Below are 15,507 nucleotides of genomic sequence, written 5' to 3' on the forward strand. Positions count from 1 at the left end.
AAATCTAGCTGTCACCGAAACAGCGGTGGCCGGGTGTGGAAACCCGATCTCTACAGGCGGACAGGCCGCGTTCGCGGCATTTTTTTCGTCCGTATCGCCTTCGCACGCCCTTTTTATGGCGGGCCGGGCGGGGCCAGCTTCGGCTGGGCCGGTTTCCTGTAGGCCGGTTTTCCACCCCCGCTGTCTGGCCCGCCACCCTCATGTGGAAATGAGCGGCGGGTCTCCACTTCTACAGGAGGCCGCAATGCCTAACGCTTTCGCTCGTCCTGAGCAAACCGCTTTCCCGCAAATTATTGCCATCGTTCGCGCTGCACTGCGCGACGCCGTTGCAGCGCCCGATGACCGCGCATCACTCGATGTTGCTGGCGCCGCGCTTCTTGCCGTGGCCGCAATCGCAAAGGCGGAGGTGGCACATGGATAAGCACATGGACGCCACGCCTAGCCTCGCGATGATGCAGCAGCGCCAGCTCGTTTCTCAGCTCGTGCACCAGGTGCAGCAGGCAAGCAGTCGCGCTGCAGCGCAGTTCGGCGCACCACTGGAGCAATTGCTTGATGTGGGCGAGCTCATCCGCCAAACCACCGAGCAAAGCTGCGCCGAGCTCTGGCGTGTGAGCGCTGGGCTTGACGGCATCCTGCGTCTTCTCGACCTGCAGAGCGACCGCTCGGCTGAACACGAAAGCCTGCATTGCTTGCTTGCTCCGCTCAAACAACAGTTGGACCGTGCCCTGTGTAACGTCCACGACATGCTGTGAGGGGCGCCATGCAGACGCAACACAATCCGGCCATGCGTGACTGGTTCGACCAGCTCAAAGGTGGCATCGACCTGCACGACCTGGCAGAGCGCCTGGACCTGCGCCGCACTGCCGCCAACGGCAACTATCACAGCCCGCACCACGCAGACAGCAGCCCGTCGCTGTCGATCTTTGAAAAGGGCCGCGCCTGGAAGGATTGGTCGCAAGACGTTGGCGGCTCCTGCATCGACTTGGTGCTGCACTGCCGGCCCGAAGTGGAGACGCCGCTTGAAGCGGCAAAGCTGCTCGGCGAGTGGTACGGCATCCCCGCACCTGCGCCCGCGCAAAGCAGCCTGCCAGCCCGCAAGAGCACAGAGGAATACATCGCCGAGCGGTGCAGGGCGAACCCTGAGCCCGCTGTCGCCTACCTGGCCAGCCGCGGCATTGATGAGGCCGTCAGCCGCCGCGCCATCCAGACCGGCGCACTCGGCTGGAACACCTGGAACAGCAACAAGGTGCCCGCTGGCGAGCCCGGCCATGGTGGGCCGGCTGCTGCGTTCATCGTGCGTGCGGCGGCATCCGCTGCCGTTGTCGCCGTAGACCTGCGTTATGTCGACGCCACGCTCAACGGCAACGTCAAGACGCAGTGCCAGGGCGAAAAGCTCGGCCACGGCTGGACAAGCGATTGGCGCCGCCTGCAGCGGGCACGCACCGTGTACATCGTCGAGAGCCCCATCAACGCGCTATCGGTGGAGTGCTGCCACTTGCCGGAAGGCTGTGCAGCCTTTGCCATTCGCGGTACCGCCAACGTGGATAAGATCGACTGGTCGTTTCTGCGTGACAAGCGCGTAGTGATCGCGCTCGACCATACCGACGCGGTGAATGAGCGCACAGGTCAGCGCCCCGGCCTGGCTGCGGCATGGAAGCTGTCGGAAGTGCTGACCGCTGCCGGCATCGGGTCGATGCTGGTTGACATGCAGGATTGGGAAGAGGGCGAGGATATCAACGACGTGCTCAAGGCATATGGGGCGAGCGAGCTCACTGCGCGCATGGGTGCGTTGGAGCCGTGGCTTATTCCCGGTATGCCAGGCGGCGGCGAGCGCATGAAGGGAACGCGTCGCATCTTCCTGCCGCTGCACGATTTCAGCGTGTACTGGCGCTTCCGCGTCAAAGAGGATTTCACGCACTACGTGGGGAAGTACAAAGAACCCGAGGACGACGACGGAGGGACGAGCCCCACAGAAGAGCTCGCAGACTTGTGCTCGTTCCGCGTCGCGGGCATTTCACGCCTGCGTATCCAAAGCCATCTGGCCACCATCAACGGCACACCCGACACGCAGCCCGAAACCGTGTTCGGCATCAGCGCCCAAGTGCCGCGCTTCGGTGCGGCGTTGCAGCGCGAAGTGGCCAGCAACGACCGGCTCTACAACCTGGAATGGTGGCGCGGCAAGTTCGGCCATATCTGGATGCCGGCGCAGTTCGCACGCATGGTCAACGTTCTGGAGCGCGCTGCCGAGCTCGGTGCCCGCGACGTGGTGAACTTCGTCGGCGTGGCATGGCGCGACGGCGAGCTCGCCGCAATGGAGGGCAGCGACTGCTATTTCCTGGAGCCGCACAAGCAGTGCCTGTATCACAACATGGCATTCCCGCGCGGCAGCCGGCAGAACGCCCGCGCCGTCATCGCGGCCTATCAATCCACTTTCCACAACAACGCAGCCGCTATCGCGCTTGTGTGGGGGCTTGGCGCGCACCTGAAAACGGTGCTCGGCTTCTACCCGCATCTGCAGATGCAGGCTGAGAAAGGCTCGGGCAAATCGAAGCTCCTGGAGAGCCTGCAAACCACGCTCGCTTTTCAGGTGTTGTCGGGCCAGATGCTCAAGACCGACCACCGCCGCCGCGCGTCCGTCTCCTGGACATCGCACCCGGTGGGGTGGGATGAATTCTCGAAGCTGCCCAAGATGGTGCTGTCCGATATCGACGGCTTGCTGCAGTCCACCTATCGTTTCGAGTTCACGCGCGTCGGTGCCGCACTCACGCCGTACCTTATGTGCGCGCCGGTGCTGCTCGCCGGCGAAGAGGTCGACGTGGAAAGCCTGCAGTCGAAAATCTGCCGCACGTCGCTGTCTGTCGCCAAGCAGGGCGACATCATCCCGCATACCCTGCCGCAATTTCCCGTGTGGGAATGGCTGCAGTTCATCGCGCAGATTGATCCGGCGCGCATCCGCGATCTGCACGCTGCGTTCCTGGACGTGTGCAAAAAGCGCAGCCGCGCAGAAGCCAGCGACGCCACCGCGCGCCGCATGATGGAGAACTACGCTGCCATCATGACCGCTTGGGCGCTTCTGGCGGAGTTCGCAGAGATCGACGTCGACCAAGGCGCGTTTGTGGACGATGCGCTGGCCGAGATGAACGCGCACATCGCCGAGACCAACGGCTCACGCCAGCCGTGGGTGTGGATCATGGAAATCTTGTTGTCGGAGCTCGACGCCGGCCGCTACCAGTATCCGCATTGCTGGGACACGATTCAGACCGACAGCGGCCGAGAAATGGCGCTGTTCCTGCGGCCAAGCCACGTGATGGACCACCTCTCAACGGCGCCGCACCTGCGGCCCAAGTTTGATGGGCTGCCGATCAAGACGGCGCGGGTGTTCAAGCAGCAACTGCTGCAGTCTGGCGTGGTCGCCGTGCACAACGGCAAACAGATGGACGATGTGGAGAAGCGCATCTTCAACCGCCGGCACGGGCACATGACTGCGTTGAGTCTGGCCAAGATGGAGAAGCTCGGGCTGTACGCGTCGCCGGCGCCATCGGACCACGGCATACCGCCGTAGCGCCTGGCCGCAGCTATCCAACGGAGCCCGCCTTGTGCGGGCTTGTTTTCTTCCGGACTTGTCGCCATCCCCCACAGGATATCTAGGGGCGAGAGACGGGCTGCGTTCGACCAAGAGCGGACGTCACAATAGCGCTGCGGAGCTACGCCCAATGTCAAACCTGAATCCCGCCCACACGTAGCCTTTAAGGAGGCACGGGGTAGCATGCAGCTTCTGGCGCTCTACCCGGCGGAATTGATGGACTGCACTCCGGCGTCGGCGCCTCGCGGAGCGACAAGTTCAAAGCCTTCAAAGGCGCCATCCAACGGCGACCTATTCTGACTCACGCTTAAGCCCCCTCTCAAAAGGGCAATCAATTCCGTGCGCATCAATCTGAACGCTCGTTTTCCGCGCTGTGAAATTGCTCGGCGGAAAATATTCATACTGAACTTTTCGCATCAATCATAAAAATTCTAGCGCCAGCCAAAAATTGGGATGTGCATCGAGATTGATAAAAAAAGAAGTATTTTTTTTGATCAACTTGCACACTTTGCATCACCCACAAAACGTCACCAGCAAACGGTTTGGTTGCCTCCTCAGCACCGTCCGTGTCGGCGGAACAACAGGGTGCAAAAAAAATTCCGCTTAAAGAAGTTATCAAATGAGTAACACATCAACCTAGAAACCGCATGGCCGAGCGGTTTGCGGCAGATTGAATGGATAACATGTATCAAACGAGCCGGCGACAACCTCGCCAAACTATCACTCGCCTCATTGCAAACTTTTGTTGGGCCGCTCTAGAATGAGCGCTAATTACCCGTTGTCACTCTTATGCCAGAGCGTGTCAGGTAGAGGAACTATGAAAAGACTTTGAGAGGGCCACCGGCAAACGTGCCGTTGCTGGTGCGCCAACAAAAAGGAAAGGCCCGAGCAGCGCCGCAACCACGCCAATGGATGCGCTACTCAGGCCTCAGGCACTGCGCTGAAGATTCCGGCGCCAGCTAGCTGGCGCTGGTCGCGCTTTTTCGCGTGTCGCGTATATGCGCTCGCTTTTTAGTGCGACTGATCTTCAGAGCTCCATTTTAGGTGCGACCTCTCCTAATCCGAAAGATTTTTCGCAAATCACCGGCTTTGGAAGGGCGACTGTCTGATTTTTGCCGCAACGCGCGGCAAGGAGCACTGTTATGCCCAAGTTTGTTGTTCGAGTGACCATTCATGATGGTCGTGAGCAGGACTATCAACGGCTGCACGAAGCGCTGGAAGCCATTGGCTGTCTTCGTAGGGTCATGTCTGGCGATGGTCGATGGTACCAATTGCCAGACGCCACGTACGTCTACAAGCCATCCACGCCCGCCAACGCAGAATCGGTACGCGATCGCGTGGCTCCGATTGTGAAGCTCACCGTTCCCCGCACGACGGCGCCAGAAGTGTTTGTGGCCGAGTATTCATCGTCGGCGTGGTCTGGTCTCACCGTAGTGAAGTAGGAGAGTTGTGCTGCGGTCGACCCGCACTTCTGCCGGTCGACCGCCCCTGATCCTTTGCGCACCGGCAGCCGACACCAGTCCGTCCATGCCGCACCCATCGACAAAAGCGCACCACCACCTCCCCACCCGTTCACCTCCCGCATGCGCTTCTGCAGCGGCCCAATGTCACTGAGCGCAGATACGGCGTCGGCCGATTCGACAAAGCTCCAACGAGCAGCCCCATGAGGGCGGAGCGCTATGCCCGATCGCTTCACGGGCGACCATGCGCCGTTGGCTGGTGCTTTGGTCTTCCATCGGGATACACGCAAACTGACAAAACCCGTGGCACCGTGTAGTTCTCCGCCTAACCCATTGATTTATAAAGAAAGGGGTGCCACGGTTTTGCCTCAAGATGCCACGGTTTCGGTCCAATCCGCCACATGGCCATTTTTGCCTGCCGTCCCTACTTCTTTCTTTTTTCCTTTAAAAATCAAAGAGAAAGAGAAAGAAGGCGGAGAAAAAGAGAGGAACGGGCGTGCCACGGTTTCGAGGGATTGCCTATTTTTTAGGCCACGGAATTGGAGGTGTGCCACACCCCATTTCGTGGCATTCCGTGGGCGGCAAATTCGTTGTAGCGTAAGGCTTTGCGGGCAATGTGAGCGGGTGTGCCACGGTGCCACAGTTTTTTTTGCCTGTGTGGTCCGGAACTCGTGGGTTTTGGGCGCCCGATAGTCCCCGAGCGCAGCCCTGCGGCCCGGAGCAGCAGGACGTCTTCAGGCAGATTTATCTGCACATAGCTGCGTGTCTTGAACTGGAGGGTGAAGCCTCATGACTCAGCCGGTGTTCAACATCTTTGACGCCCTGTCTGCTTGGGGCAAGACACTTCCTACTTGGCAGCATTTTCTGCTGAGCAAATTGGTGGAGGAAGTCGAACTGTCGGACGCCGTGCTCGATGAGGTCTTTTCTGAGTACTTGATTGACCAGAACCTGGCTGGTCCCGACGCCGCTCGTGTTGCTTGGGACCTCGCACTCCCTCAGTTCAAGCTCGGTGCTCCTGCAGTGGCGAGTACCCTGACGAGGATGACTGGCGTCTCTGGTGTCAACGCGCTGACGACCGGTGAAACGCTAAGCTTCGGCCCCAAGCTCACGGTGATCTACGGACCCAACGGGGCGGGAAAATCCGGCTATGCGAGGGTGCTGAAATCCGCATGCTTTACGCGATCAAAGGATATCGGAATCCTGGGCGACGTGAAGGTTGTGAAGAGCAAGCAGCCAAAGCCAACTGCGAAGTTCTCCTTCGACGACGGTTCCACGGTGGACTTCATTCATCAGGAACCCTGCCAACGAATGCGAGATGGCTTCGCGGTCTTCGACTCGAGCTGTGTACGTGTGCATCTGGACGGCCGTAACACTTTCCAGGTCATGCCGTATCTGTTCGATGTCTTCCCGCGCATGGTGGCGGCATTCACCGAGGTGCAGACTAAACTCCGAGACCAGATCACGCGGCGCACGCCCGCCGCCGACAAGTACGTCATCCAGGACAGCACATCTGAAGTCGCGATAGCACTCTCTGCTCTCAGTGCAAAGACCGATCTTGCTCGGCTGAACGAGCTCGCTGTGTATAGTGAAGCCGAAGCTGCCCAGCTCTTCGCGATCGAACAAAAATTGGTCGAGTTGCGGACTACGGACCCGAAAGAGATCGTCAAGAGGAACGAACAGCGCATTGCCGACCTGAAGGCCGTTCATGCGTCCATCGGTGCCCTGACGCAATCGGTGCAACCGTCGCTTGTGCAAGGCATTGCTGAAGCGGCGTCGAAGATAACGGTGCTTGTGGAGCAAGGTGCGGCCCTTTCAGCCGCCCGTTTTGGCGGAGAGCCGGTTCAACCTGTCGGAACCCGTGCATGGCTGGATCTGCTGGGCGCTGCGATCATTTATGGTGAGGAAGCGTATCCAGGCGCCCCATTTCCTCCTCAGATGGACGGTGCGCGCTGCGTGCTATGCCAACAGACCCTAGATGCCGCCAGCGCGGATCGCCTGACCAAGTTCTACCAGACGGCTACTAGCGATGTAGAAGCTCAACTTGCTAATACTAGACGCACGCTGAAATCGCTCAGCCAGGCGCTTGGTAACGTAGGACTGTCATTTTTTCGCGAGGAAAGCGCCGCGCGACGCACCGTGGAAGAACTCGATGCAGCACTGGCGGCGGACATCGTTAGCCACGTGGAGGGCTTTCGGACAGTTGTAGGTGTGCTGGCCGATGCGGTGGCGGCAGAGACGCCTCCGGCACTGTCGCTGCTCGCATGTGACGCTGTGTCGGACCGCCTGTCCGCGATCGCAGATCGACTGGATCAAGACAACGTAAGGCTCCGGCAGAGCGATCCTCAGGTGTTGATCGACGCGCTGCTTCTGGAAATGCAACTGCTTAAGGACCGACAGTGGCTGGCCGGTCAGTATGTTGCCATGGCGGAAGCGGTCGAAGATCTGAAATGGGTGGCAAAAGCGAATGCATGCCTTCGCAGCCTGCCCGCCATCCAGCGCGATGTTACAAGCAAGCAGAAGGCCTTGGCCAAGGAACTCGTTGCACAGGGCTTCATCGCCCGATTCAACGAGAACTGCGCCGCGCTTCGGCTGACACTGCCGGTGCAATTCAGGTTTGCCGGCGAGGCAGGGACCACGGATCGAAAAATTGAAATTGCAAACGCCGGGATGACCGGGGTCGATCCTTCGCAAGTGCTCAGCGAGGGAGAGCAGACGGCCGCTGCGCTGGCCGACTTTCTGACGGAGGTGGAACTCAATGGCGCTTGTGCCGGCGTAATCTTCGACGATCCAGTAACGTCGATGGATCATGTTCGCAAGGAAGCGATCGCGCAGCGCCTGGTGGCTGAAGCCAATAAGAGGCAGGTCATCGTCTTCACGCACGACATCCTGTTTACAAACTACCTCGCGACCGCTGCCCAAGAGAAGGGGGTGGCATTCGCCGGACGCACAGTATGGCGCGATGATGCCAATTTGCCGGGGGCCATCGACCGGCTGGCTTTTCCACACGAACACTATGAGGGGGCTGCGCATGATCGGGCCAAGGGGCACTACGAGTCGGCGCGGACCTTGACAGGCGACCCGCAGCGGGATGCCTTGGAAAAGGCCTGTGGCAGTCTGCGAACTGCCTATGAGGATTTCATCCAGAGGAGGCTGTTCCACAACGTGGTGCGGCGTTGGCGCGAGAACATTCCCTACACGGTGAATCAGGTGTACTTCGACGAAGCGATTGCGGCCCGCATTCATGATCGGATGGTCGCGCTATCGCGCTACATCGATGCGCATTCCCATTCGGAGGATTTTCATGAGGTGCCGCTCACAGTCGATTTTGTTAAGAGCGAACTGGTCAATTTCGATGCGATCAAGTCGGATTACAAAAAGGCCCGCACGGAATGGGAAAAGACGAGGCCAACTGCCACAACTGTCTTCAATTGAGTCGCTTTTGGAAAACGCTTGAACATGTATGACCTACACCGATTGGGGTGGAACAGCTTCCAGCAGCTTTGTCTGACCATCGCCCGGGAGATTCTTGGGCAGACGGTGCAGTCATTCTTGGATTCGAATGATGCGGGGCGCGATGGTGCTTTCGCGGGAAGCTGGACCCCGTCACCAGGACAGCACTTCAGCGGCAACTTCGTCATCCAATGCAAGTTCTCCAGCAAAGCGGGAAGTTTGCTGACGAAGTCCGGCATCGCGGATGAAATTCCCAAAGTTCGCAAGCTCGTTTCCAGTGGACTTTGTGATGTCTACATCCTGATGACGAACGCCGGTGTGTCCGCAAAGCAGGAGGCTCAGATCAAAGCTGCGCTGAACGACGCCGGAGTGCGGGACGTGCTGATTTGCGGGGCCACTTGGATTGAGGACCAGATCAGAGAGAACGCGCGGCTGCGGATGCTCGTGCCTCGCGTCTATGGTCTCGGCGATCTGAGCCAGATTTTGGACCAGCGGGCCTACGCTCAGGCTCGCGCCGTTCTTGAATCGTTACGTGATGAGTTGGCCAAGGTCGTCATCACGGAGTCCTACCGCAAGGCCGTCAATGCGCTCGACAAGCATGGGTTCGTCTTGCTGATTGGTGAGCCTGCTGCAGGCAAGACGACGATCGCTTCAATGCTAGCGATGGCGGCCGCCGACAAATGGAAGTCATCGGTTCTCAAATTGGCCGAACCTGCCAAAGTCGTGGAGCGGTGGAATGTTGACGAACCTTCGCAGTTCTTCTGGATCGACGACGCATTCGGTGTGACGCAGTACGAATCGCCGTTGGTGCATGGCTGGAACCACTCGCTTGCGCAGGTCAAGACCATGTTGCGCAGAGGCGCCAAGATCGTCATGACCTCCAGAGACTACATCTACAACAAGGCCCGCCAGGACCTCAAGGAAAGCGCATTTCCTCTGCTCAGCGAGAGCCAAGTTGTGATCGATGTACATGATCTGTCCGACTTGGAAAAGCAGCAGATTCTTTACAACCACCTCAAGCTGGGCAAGCAGGCCACTGAATTCCGAGCCACCATCCGACCTCACTTGGAGTACATAGCGGCGCATCCGCGCTTCATTCCGGAGACCGCACGACGTATTGCAGACCCCTTTTTCACAAAAGATCTCTACCTTGGCAGCTACCATTTGGGCGAGTTCGTAGAAAAGCGGGAACAGCTTCTTCTCGAAGTGATCCAGGGTCTGGACGCGAGCAGCAAAGCGGCGCTGGGCTTGATCTACATGAGAAAGGACCATCTTGAAAGTCCGATCATGTTGCAAGGCTCTGAGCAGAGCGCCATCGAGAGGCTGGGCAGCACGTTGGGAGACTGCATTCAGGCGCTCGATGCACTCAATGGCAGTCTCGTGACGCTCATGCAAGTCGATGACCAGCCGGTATGGCGATTCAAGCATCCAACGATCGGCGATGCCTACGCCGCCACCCTGGCTTTCAGCTCGGACCTGCTTGGCATCTTTCTCAGCGGTAGCTCCACCGAGAATCTTCTTTCGCAAGTCACATGTGGGAAGGTTGGCGTCGAGAAGGCTGTCGTTGTCCCTAAGTCGCTGTTTCCGGCGATGATGGGGCGCCTACGGGATTTTTCAGCCAGCAACCAGTACAAGGTTGAGTGGATGTCTTCGTGGGGCGCTCGGTGGACGCTCTATCGATTTCTCGCCAAGCGCTGCTCGAAGGATTTTCTGGCGGCGTATCTTGAGCAATCTCCAGATGTCTTGCTGCGCGTGGCTAAGCCGGGCCTAAGTCTGAGCGTCGTTCCCGAAGTTGATCTTGCCGTGCGCTTGCATGAATTCGGCCTTCTTCCTGAGGAGACGCGCAAGGCGTTCGTTGAGACCGTGAGCGCTTACGCTGTTGAGGGGCAAGATCTGCATGCGTTGGACGATATCGGGGTGCGGAGTGTGTTCGAGGACAGCGAGTTTGACGAACTGGTCGAAGCGGTGAGAGTGAACTTGCTCCCAAAGCTCGAGGATGTCCGGATCAATGCGCAGGGCAGTCACAGGTCTTCCGACTCGCCGGATGAACACATGCAGGGAGTCCTCGAATCGCTCGGCACCCTCAAGAAGCAGTTTCGCAAAGACGAACAAGTGGTCAAGCGCATTGACAAAGAAATCGCTCGCGTGAACGAGTGGATCTCCGAAACTGAGCCGCCGGAGTCGAAGGTGGGGCCGAGAGTTCTTGGCGCCGTGGAGCATTCAGACGAGAGACACGGCACGAGAAGCATCTTTGACGATATTGCCGATTGACCCCCACCGGGCAGATTGTGAGGGTGATTGTGAGGGCGATTTCATTCGTGTAACGCCTCGATCAAAGCGTGGCAAAGGTTTGCTGGTGATTTACGTAGAATGATCGAGTAAGCTCGTTTCGCCTGATTTCACGGCGAACCAGAAACCCCGGTAGATCAACGATCTCCGGGGTTTTTCTTTTCAGGTCGTACTAGGCGGCATCATGGCAAGCGTCACTTGGTAGAGACCATTCGGAGGGGTAAGGAGGAGCTTGAAAAACCCTCCTTAATCTCACTTCCGAGCGAGAATCCGGCACTGCGGCCGCGCGGCCTGCAACTTGTAGCGTCCTGTGTGTACGCGAAACGGCCCTGGCGGCATGGGCGCTGTGACCGCTGGCAGAAGGGATGTCCAGGCCAAATTTTGCCTTGTGCGAATCGCCCACCACGTCATCACATCCCCTGTTTGCTACCTTTATTCACTCGTCCCAGTCTCCAGTCCGAGCTTTGCCAGTAACTCGTATGTAAGTCGGATGTGCACTTCAACCGCCAATGCCGCACGTGCTTCCTGCCGCGCCATGGCCGCTTCGAATATGGCCGTATGTTCCTCATGCACGTTGCGGCTGCTGGGTTGCGCGCTACCCCGCCGAATGGCCACGCGCCGATAACGTTCGCCATGGCGGTAGAGCAGGTCCAGCAGGTACTTGCTCCACGGTGAACGGTGCGCGGCGATGAGTGCTTCATGAAACTGCCGGTTGGCACGTTCCCAGTGTTCGGGATTGGCCGATGGACCCAGCGATTCCGCGTCGCTCAGGGCGTCAAAGGTGGCGCGCAGGTGTGCTTCCCATTGCGCATCGCCGTGACGGATGGACAAGCGCACAGCTTCCGTCTCCAGCATCACTCGCGTGTCGGTGAGGTCCTGCAGGTCGGCCAACGAAATTCCCGTCACGCGATAGCCGCGCTGGCCCTCCACCGTGACGAGCGCGTCCGAGACGAGGAGCGCCAACGCTTCGCGCAGCGTACCGGCCCCCACGTTATATCGATCCTTGAGATGTTCAACGCGCAGGCGCTCGCCCGGAGCGAGACGGCCCTGAATGATGTCCTGCCGCAGATCGAGGTAAGCGCGCTCGCATAGGGTACGAGGCACTTCGGGTTCTGTATGCGCAACCGTGGTTGTGCTGGCCGCTTGTGCGCCAGACACACCGGCTTGTATGGCGCGTTTCATTCTTCGCTACCTCTGTCTAGATGCCGCTTGAGGCGATAGGCCAATTGGGGACGGGTGAGGCCCAGCTGGCGTGCGGCGCCGGAAAGATTGCCCTTGGCGCGTTCGACCGCTAGGTCAAGCAGTTGCGTTTCCAATGCTTCGAGACTCAGGCCGCTGTCCAGAATGCGCGCGCACAGGGTCTGTTCGCTTTCGAGCCGCACGGGTGCCAGGCGACCTTGGGGACTCAACTGCGATTGCATGCCTGAGGGCTGGTTGGGAAAAAGGTGTTCGATCTCGATGCTTTCACCCTGTGGTGCGAGGATGACGCCGCGCTCCACGAGGTTCTCCAGCTCTCGGACGTTGCCGGGCCAGTCGTGATGCATGAGCGCTTGCATCGCGCGTTCCCCAAAACCAGCGAGGCGCTTCTGGTGCAAGGCCGTGAAACGGGCCAACAGGTGATTGGCCAGCGGCTCGATATCGGTCATGCGTTCGCGCAGCGGCGGGATGCAGATCGGATAGACGTTCAGCCGATACAGCAAATCGCGACGAAAGCGCCCCTGAGCTACCGCGGCTTCGAGATCGACGTTGGTGGCTGCCACGAGACGCACGTTTACCTTGCGTGTGCTTTCGGCGCCAAGCCGCTCGATTTCGCCTTCTTGCAGGACGCGAAGGAGCTTGGCTTGGGCGGGCAGCGGTAAGTCGCCCACTTCATCCAGGAACAACGTGCCGCCATCCGCCCGTTCGAAGCGGCCGGTGCGCGCCGCGTGGGCACCGGTATAGGCGCCGCGCTCGACGCCAAACAGCTCGGCTTCGATCAGATCGGCCGGCAGGGCGGCGCAATTGACGGCGACGAACGGGCCCGTTGCTCGGGACGAGCCTTCGTGAAGTGCCCGCGCAAAACGCTCCTTGCCCACGCCAGTCTCGCCTGTGAGCAGCACCGTCACGTGGGTGGCAGCCGCACGGTTCAGCAGTTCGTGGGCGCGCTGGAACGCGGGCGAGCGGCCTACCAGCATGCCCGCTGCCACGAGCGGCTCACGTGTCGACTCGATCGTGGTTTTGAGGGCTTGCACTTGTTCGCTAAGCGCCGCAATCGTGTCGAGCAATGACTCGTCTTCAAAGTACTGGCGCTGCTCATCCCCGTCGGGCCATTCATCAATCGGTTTGCCCACGATCTCACAGTGATCGGCGCCACATGCGGCACAGGTGCTTTCCTTGAAGAGGATAAGGCGGCCCATGAATGCACTGGTGTAGCCGCTGGCATAGCCGAGCTGGATCCAGCAAGCCGGTTCGTCCACCACGCCGTAGGCTTGGCGGTGGGCGTGTGCTTCCCAGGAGTTGTCCCAGCGGAACTCGCCAAAGAACCGCCCGCTCGCGGGGTCGAAGTCGAGCTGGACCGGTGTGACACGCACCGCCCCTTCGAGCATGTGCAACTGCGGGCCGACCATGAAGGCGGCATCGAGTGACAGCGCTCCACGCGTCTTGCGAGCAAATTCGGCATCGCGACGCCCGGAGGCATACCCCATGCGGGTCAACAGGCGGCGCGCATGAACCGGCCCTACCGAATTGATCAGGTCTTGCCGCAAACCGCTCAGCGCGGCGGTGTGCAGCAACAGCATGCGGCGCTCGCCCAGCCAGATGGTGCCGCTCTCGGGTTCGAAATGCAGCAGGCGCCGCAGGTCGGCGTCTGAGGGGTAATTGAACTTGGCTTGCACAGCGAGCGGCCTCCTGTGTGAGGGCGGAATTGGCCGGAATCTCGATATTCTCCTGGATAAGCAGGGAGACAGCAAGCACCGGAAACAGCGGGGTTTCCGGCAGGGGCGAGGGCTTTGATCAATTGATCAAGCGCCGATGCTGACCAATCCCACCAAATCATCAAAAAGGAGCAGGGGGTCTCCGTACCGGGAGCAGGCGACCCTACTTGGGGCCCGGAATACGCGCGGTAAATCGAGCCGAAACGTCATGGTTTTCCCTTGAAATATCGAGATTATTTGGCGAGGCGGTCGCAACTGGCATGCCTTCTGCAAACCGACTCCCCGCGACCGCGCAGCAGCGCTTTGCCGGTCGCGATTCCGGCGGTGTGTCCGCGGCGCATGTTCGTCGCGACCGGGCAGTGCCGCCGTCTTGTTATCTCGCATCAATCAATAGACAAGGAGACACCCGTGAAAGGCAACTACGTTCGCGCGGCCACGGCCATCTGTGTTGCGGTCTGTGGGACCCACGCCAGGGCGACAGACGTGTTCAATCTGGAGGGTTTTGGTCCGATCTCGCGCGCAATGGGCGGAACGGGCGCGGCCTTCGATATCGGGGCCGCCGCCATGATGGAAAATCCCGCGACACTTAGCCTGATGGGCGAGGGCCGCCATTTCAGCCTGGGGCTCGATGTTGTGTCGACCGACATCAAGGCCACGAATACGGCAACCGGCGAGACAGCGAGTTCGGGCAACCACGGCAATAACAACGGGCCATATTTTGCGCCGCAGACCGCGTTCGTTTATCGGCAGGGCAGGTACGCGTTTGGGGCCGGCATTTTCGCGGAGGGTGGCCTGGGCACGCAATACGGCGGCAGCAGCTTCCTTTCGCGTACCTCCAACGGTGTGGACACCGGGCTGGACCAGTTCTCTCGGCTGCTGGTGTTGCGTGTGCCGTTTTCGGCGGCATACCAAGTCACCGACAAGCTGACCGTGGGCGCATCGCTGGATGCGGTCTGGACGTCGCTGAATCTCGGGACACTGCTGGATGTTTCCCAGATCGGCACGCTGGCCGGCCAGGGGCGCGTCTCGGGCACGCTTGTTCCCACCTTGTTGGGCGTGCCAGGGCTTTCCGGCGGTTACATCAACTTCGCACGCAATGCGCCGGTCGGGGGCGGCGCTCAGGCCTGGGGCATCGGCGGGCGGCTGGGTCTGACCTATCAGGTCACGCCGGATACCCGCATCGGTGCTGCGTATAACGCGAAGACACATGTTGGCGACCTCACGGGCCAAGCAACGCTTGCCGCCGTCAGTTCGGTCGCGGGCAACATTCCGCTCAAGGGCGACGTGACGGTTCGGAACTTCCAGATGCCCGCCCAACTGACCGTAGGCATCAGTCATCGGTTCAACGATCAACTGCTGGTGTCAGCGGACTACCAGCGTGTGTTCTGGTCAAGCGTGATGAAGGACATGAACGTCGGGTTCGTGCAGTCAGGCACGGGTGCCAATCTGGATCTGTCGCTGCCGCAGAACTACCGCGATATCAGCGTGTTCGGGATCGGCGCCGAGTACCGTTACAACGCAAAGTGGACGTTCCGTGGCGGGTTCCATTACGCGCAGGAGGCCATTCCCAGCAACATGCTTTTGGCCGTGGTGCCCGCCACGCCCACGACGAGCCTGACCGGCGGCGTTTCCTATGCAATCGGCAAGAACGATGTGATCGACTTTGCGCTGTCGGTAGCGCTGCGCAAGACGCTGGCCAATTCGAGTCAGCCCAATACGGCGGTGCCGATCAGCGTGACGCACTCGCAAGTCAACGCCGTGATTGCGTACCAGAAGCGCTTCTAGGGCGCACGTGCCTGGGCGACGAAACCTT

10 protein-coding genes are annotated in these 15,507 nt (G+C 59.9%); 7 read left to right on the forward strand and 3 right to left on the reverse strand.

Annotated elements, in window-relative coordinates:
• The first annotated feature begins 244 nt into the window (after positions 1-244).
• The 4 genes from NG898_RS01645 to NG898_RS01660 all read left to right on the forward strand — a co-directional run bounded on the left by NG898_RS01645 (position 245) and on the right by NG898_RS01660 (position 5,025).
• Complete coding sequence (locus tag NG898_RS01645) at positions 245-421, forward strand: hypothetical protein (protein ID WP_252690818.1); 177 nt, start codon at positions 245-247, stop codon at positions 419-421.
• The gene (locus NG898_RS01650; RefSeq protein ID WP_252690819.1) at positions 414-752 is read left to right on the forward strand and encodes a DUF1484 family protein; all 339 of its coding nucleotides are present in this window, start codon (positions 414-416) and stop codon (positions 750-752) included. The genes NG898_RS01645 and NG898_RS01650 overlap by 8 nt, the downstream gene beginning before the upstream one ends.
• Positions 753-760: 8 nt before the next feature.
• A complete protein-coding gene (locus NG898_RS01655) occupies positions 761-3,562 on the forward strand; it encodes a toprim domain-containing protein (protein WP_252690820.1) in 2,802 nt (933 codons plus the stop codon).
• 1,163 nt (positions 3,563-4,725) lie between these two features.
• Entirely contained in the window at positions 4,726-5,025 is a 300-nt protein-coding gene (locus tag NG898_RS01660; protein WP_252690821.1) for a hypothetical protein, read from the forward strand.
• A 386-nt stretch (positions 5,026-5,411) separates the two neighbouring features.
• On the opposite strand, the gene NG898_RS01665 is transcribed toward NG898_RS01660, so the two are convergent.
• Positions 5,412-5,597, reverse strand: coding sequence for a hypothetical protein (locus NG898_RS01665; RefSeq protein WP_252690822.1), 186 nt, complete (start codon positions 5,595-5,597; stop codon positions 5,412-5,414).
• 235 nt (positions 5,598-5,832) lie between these two features.
• On the opposite strand from NG898_RS01665, the gene NG898_RS01670 reads away from it, so the two are divergent.
• The gene (locus NG898_RS01670; protein WP_252690823.1) at positions 5,833-8,475 is read left to right on the forward strand and encodes an AAA family ATPase; all 2,643 of its coding nucleotides are present in this window, start codon (positions 5,833-5,835) and stop codon (positions 8,473-8,475) included.
• 24 nt (positions 8,476-8,499) lie between these two features.
• The gene (locus tag NG898_RS01675; protein WP_252691600.1) at positions 8,500-10,764 is read left to right on the forward strand and encodes an nSTAND3 domain-containing NTPase; all 2,265 of its coding nucleotides are present in this window, start codon (positions 8,500-8,502) and stop codon (positions 10,762-10,764) included.
• A gap of 450 nt (positions 10,765-11,214) precedes the next feature.
• Here NG898_RS01675 and NG898_RS01680 read toward each other — a convergent pair whose 3' ends face one another.
• On the reverse strand, positions 11,215-11,964 hold the full coding sequence (locus NG898_RS01680; protein WP_252690824.1) for a GntR family transcriptional regulator: 750 nt from the start codon (positions 11,962-11,964) through the stop codon (positions 11,215-11,217).
• Positions 11,961-13,655 (reverse strand): sigma-54-dependent Fis family transcriptional regulator, encoded by a 1,695-nt coding sequence (locus NG898_RS01685; RefSeq protein WP_092972714.1) that lies wholly within the window; start codon positions 13,653-13,655, stop codon positions 11,961-11,963. Before NG898_RS01685 ends, NG898_RS01680 begins: the two co-directional genes overlap by 4 nt.
• A 447-nt stretch (positions 13,656-14,102) precedes the next feature.
• On the opposite strand from NG898_RS01685, the gene NG898_RS01690 reads away from it, so the two are divergent.
• On the forward strand, positions 14,103-15,479 hold the full coding sequence (locus tag NG898_RS01690) for an OmpP1/FadL family transporter (RefSeq protein ID WP_252690825.1): 1,377 nt from the start codon (positions 14,103-14,105) through the stop codon (positions 15,477-15,479).
• Positions 15,480-15,507 lie beyond the last annotated feature (28 nt).

Source organism: Ralstonia mojiangensis (genome assembly GCF_023955645.1).
In the GTDB taxonomy this organism is placed as follows: Bacteria; Pseudomonadota; Gammaproteobacteria; order Burkholderiales; family Burkholderiaceae; genus Ralstonia; species Ralstonia mojiangensis.

Excerpts from the sequence above, each read along its gene's own strand:
- NG898_RS01670 (WP_252690823.1), top strand. The coding sequence starts at position 5,833 with ATGACTCAGCCGGTGTTCAACATCTTTGACGCCCTGTCTGCTTGGGGC.
- NG898_RS01645 (WP_252690818.1), top strand. The coding sequence starts at position 245 with ATGCCTAACGCTTTCGCTCGTCCTGAGCAAACCGCTTTCCCGCAAATT.
- NG898_RS01680 (WP_252690824.1), bottom strand. The coding sequence starts at position 11,964 with ATGAAACGCGCCATACAAGCCGGTGTGTCTGGCGCACAAGCGGCCAGC.
- NG898_RS01655 (WP_252690820.1), top strand. The coding sequence starts at position 761 with ATGCAGACGCAACACAATCCGGCCATGCGTGACTGGTTCGACCAGCTC.
- NG898_RS01675 (WP_252691600.1), top strand. The coding sequence starts at position 8,500 with ATGTATGACCTACACCGATTGGGGTGGAACAGCTTCCAGCAGCTTTGT.
- NG898_RS01650 (WP_252690819.1), top strand. The coding sequence starts at position 414 with ATGGATAAGCACATGGACGCCACGCCTAGCCTCGCGATGATGCAGCAG.
- NG898_RS01660 (WP_252690821.1), top strand. The coding sequence starts at position 4,726 with ATGCCCAAGTTTGTTGTTCGAGTGACCATTCATGATGGTCGTGAGCAG.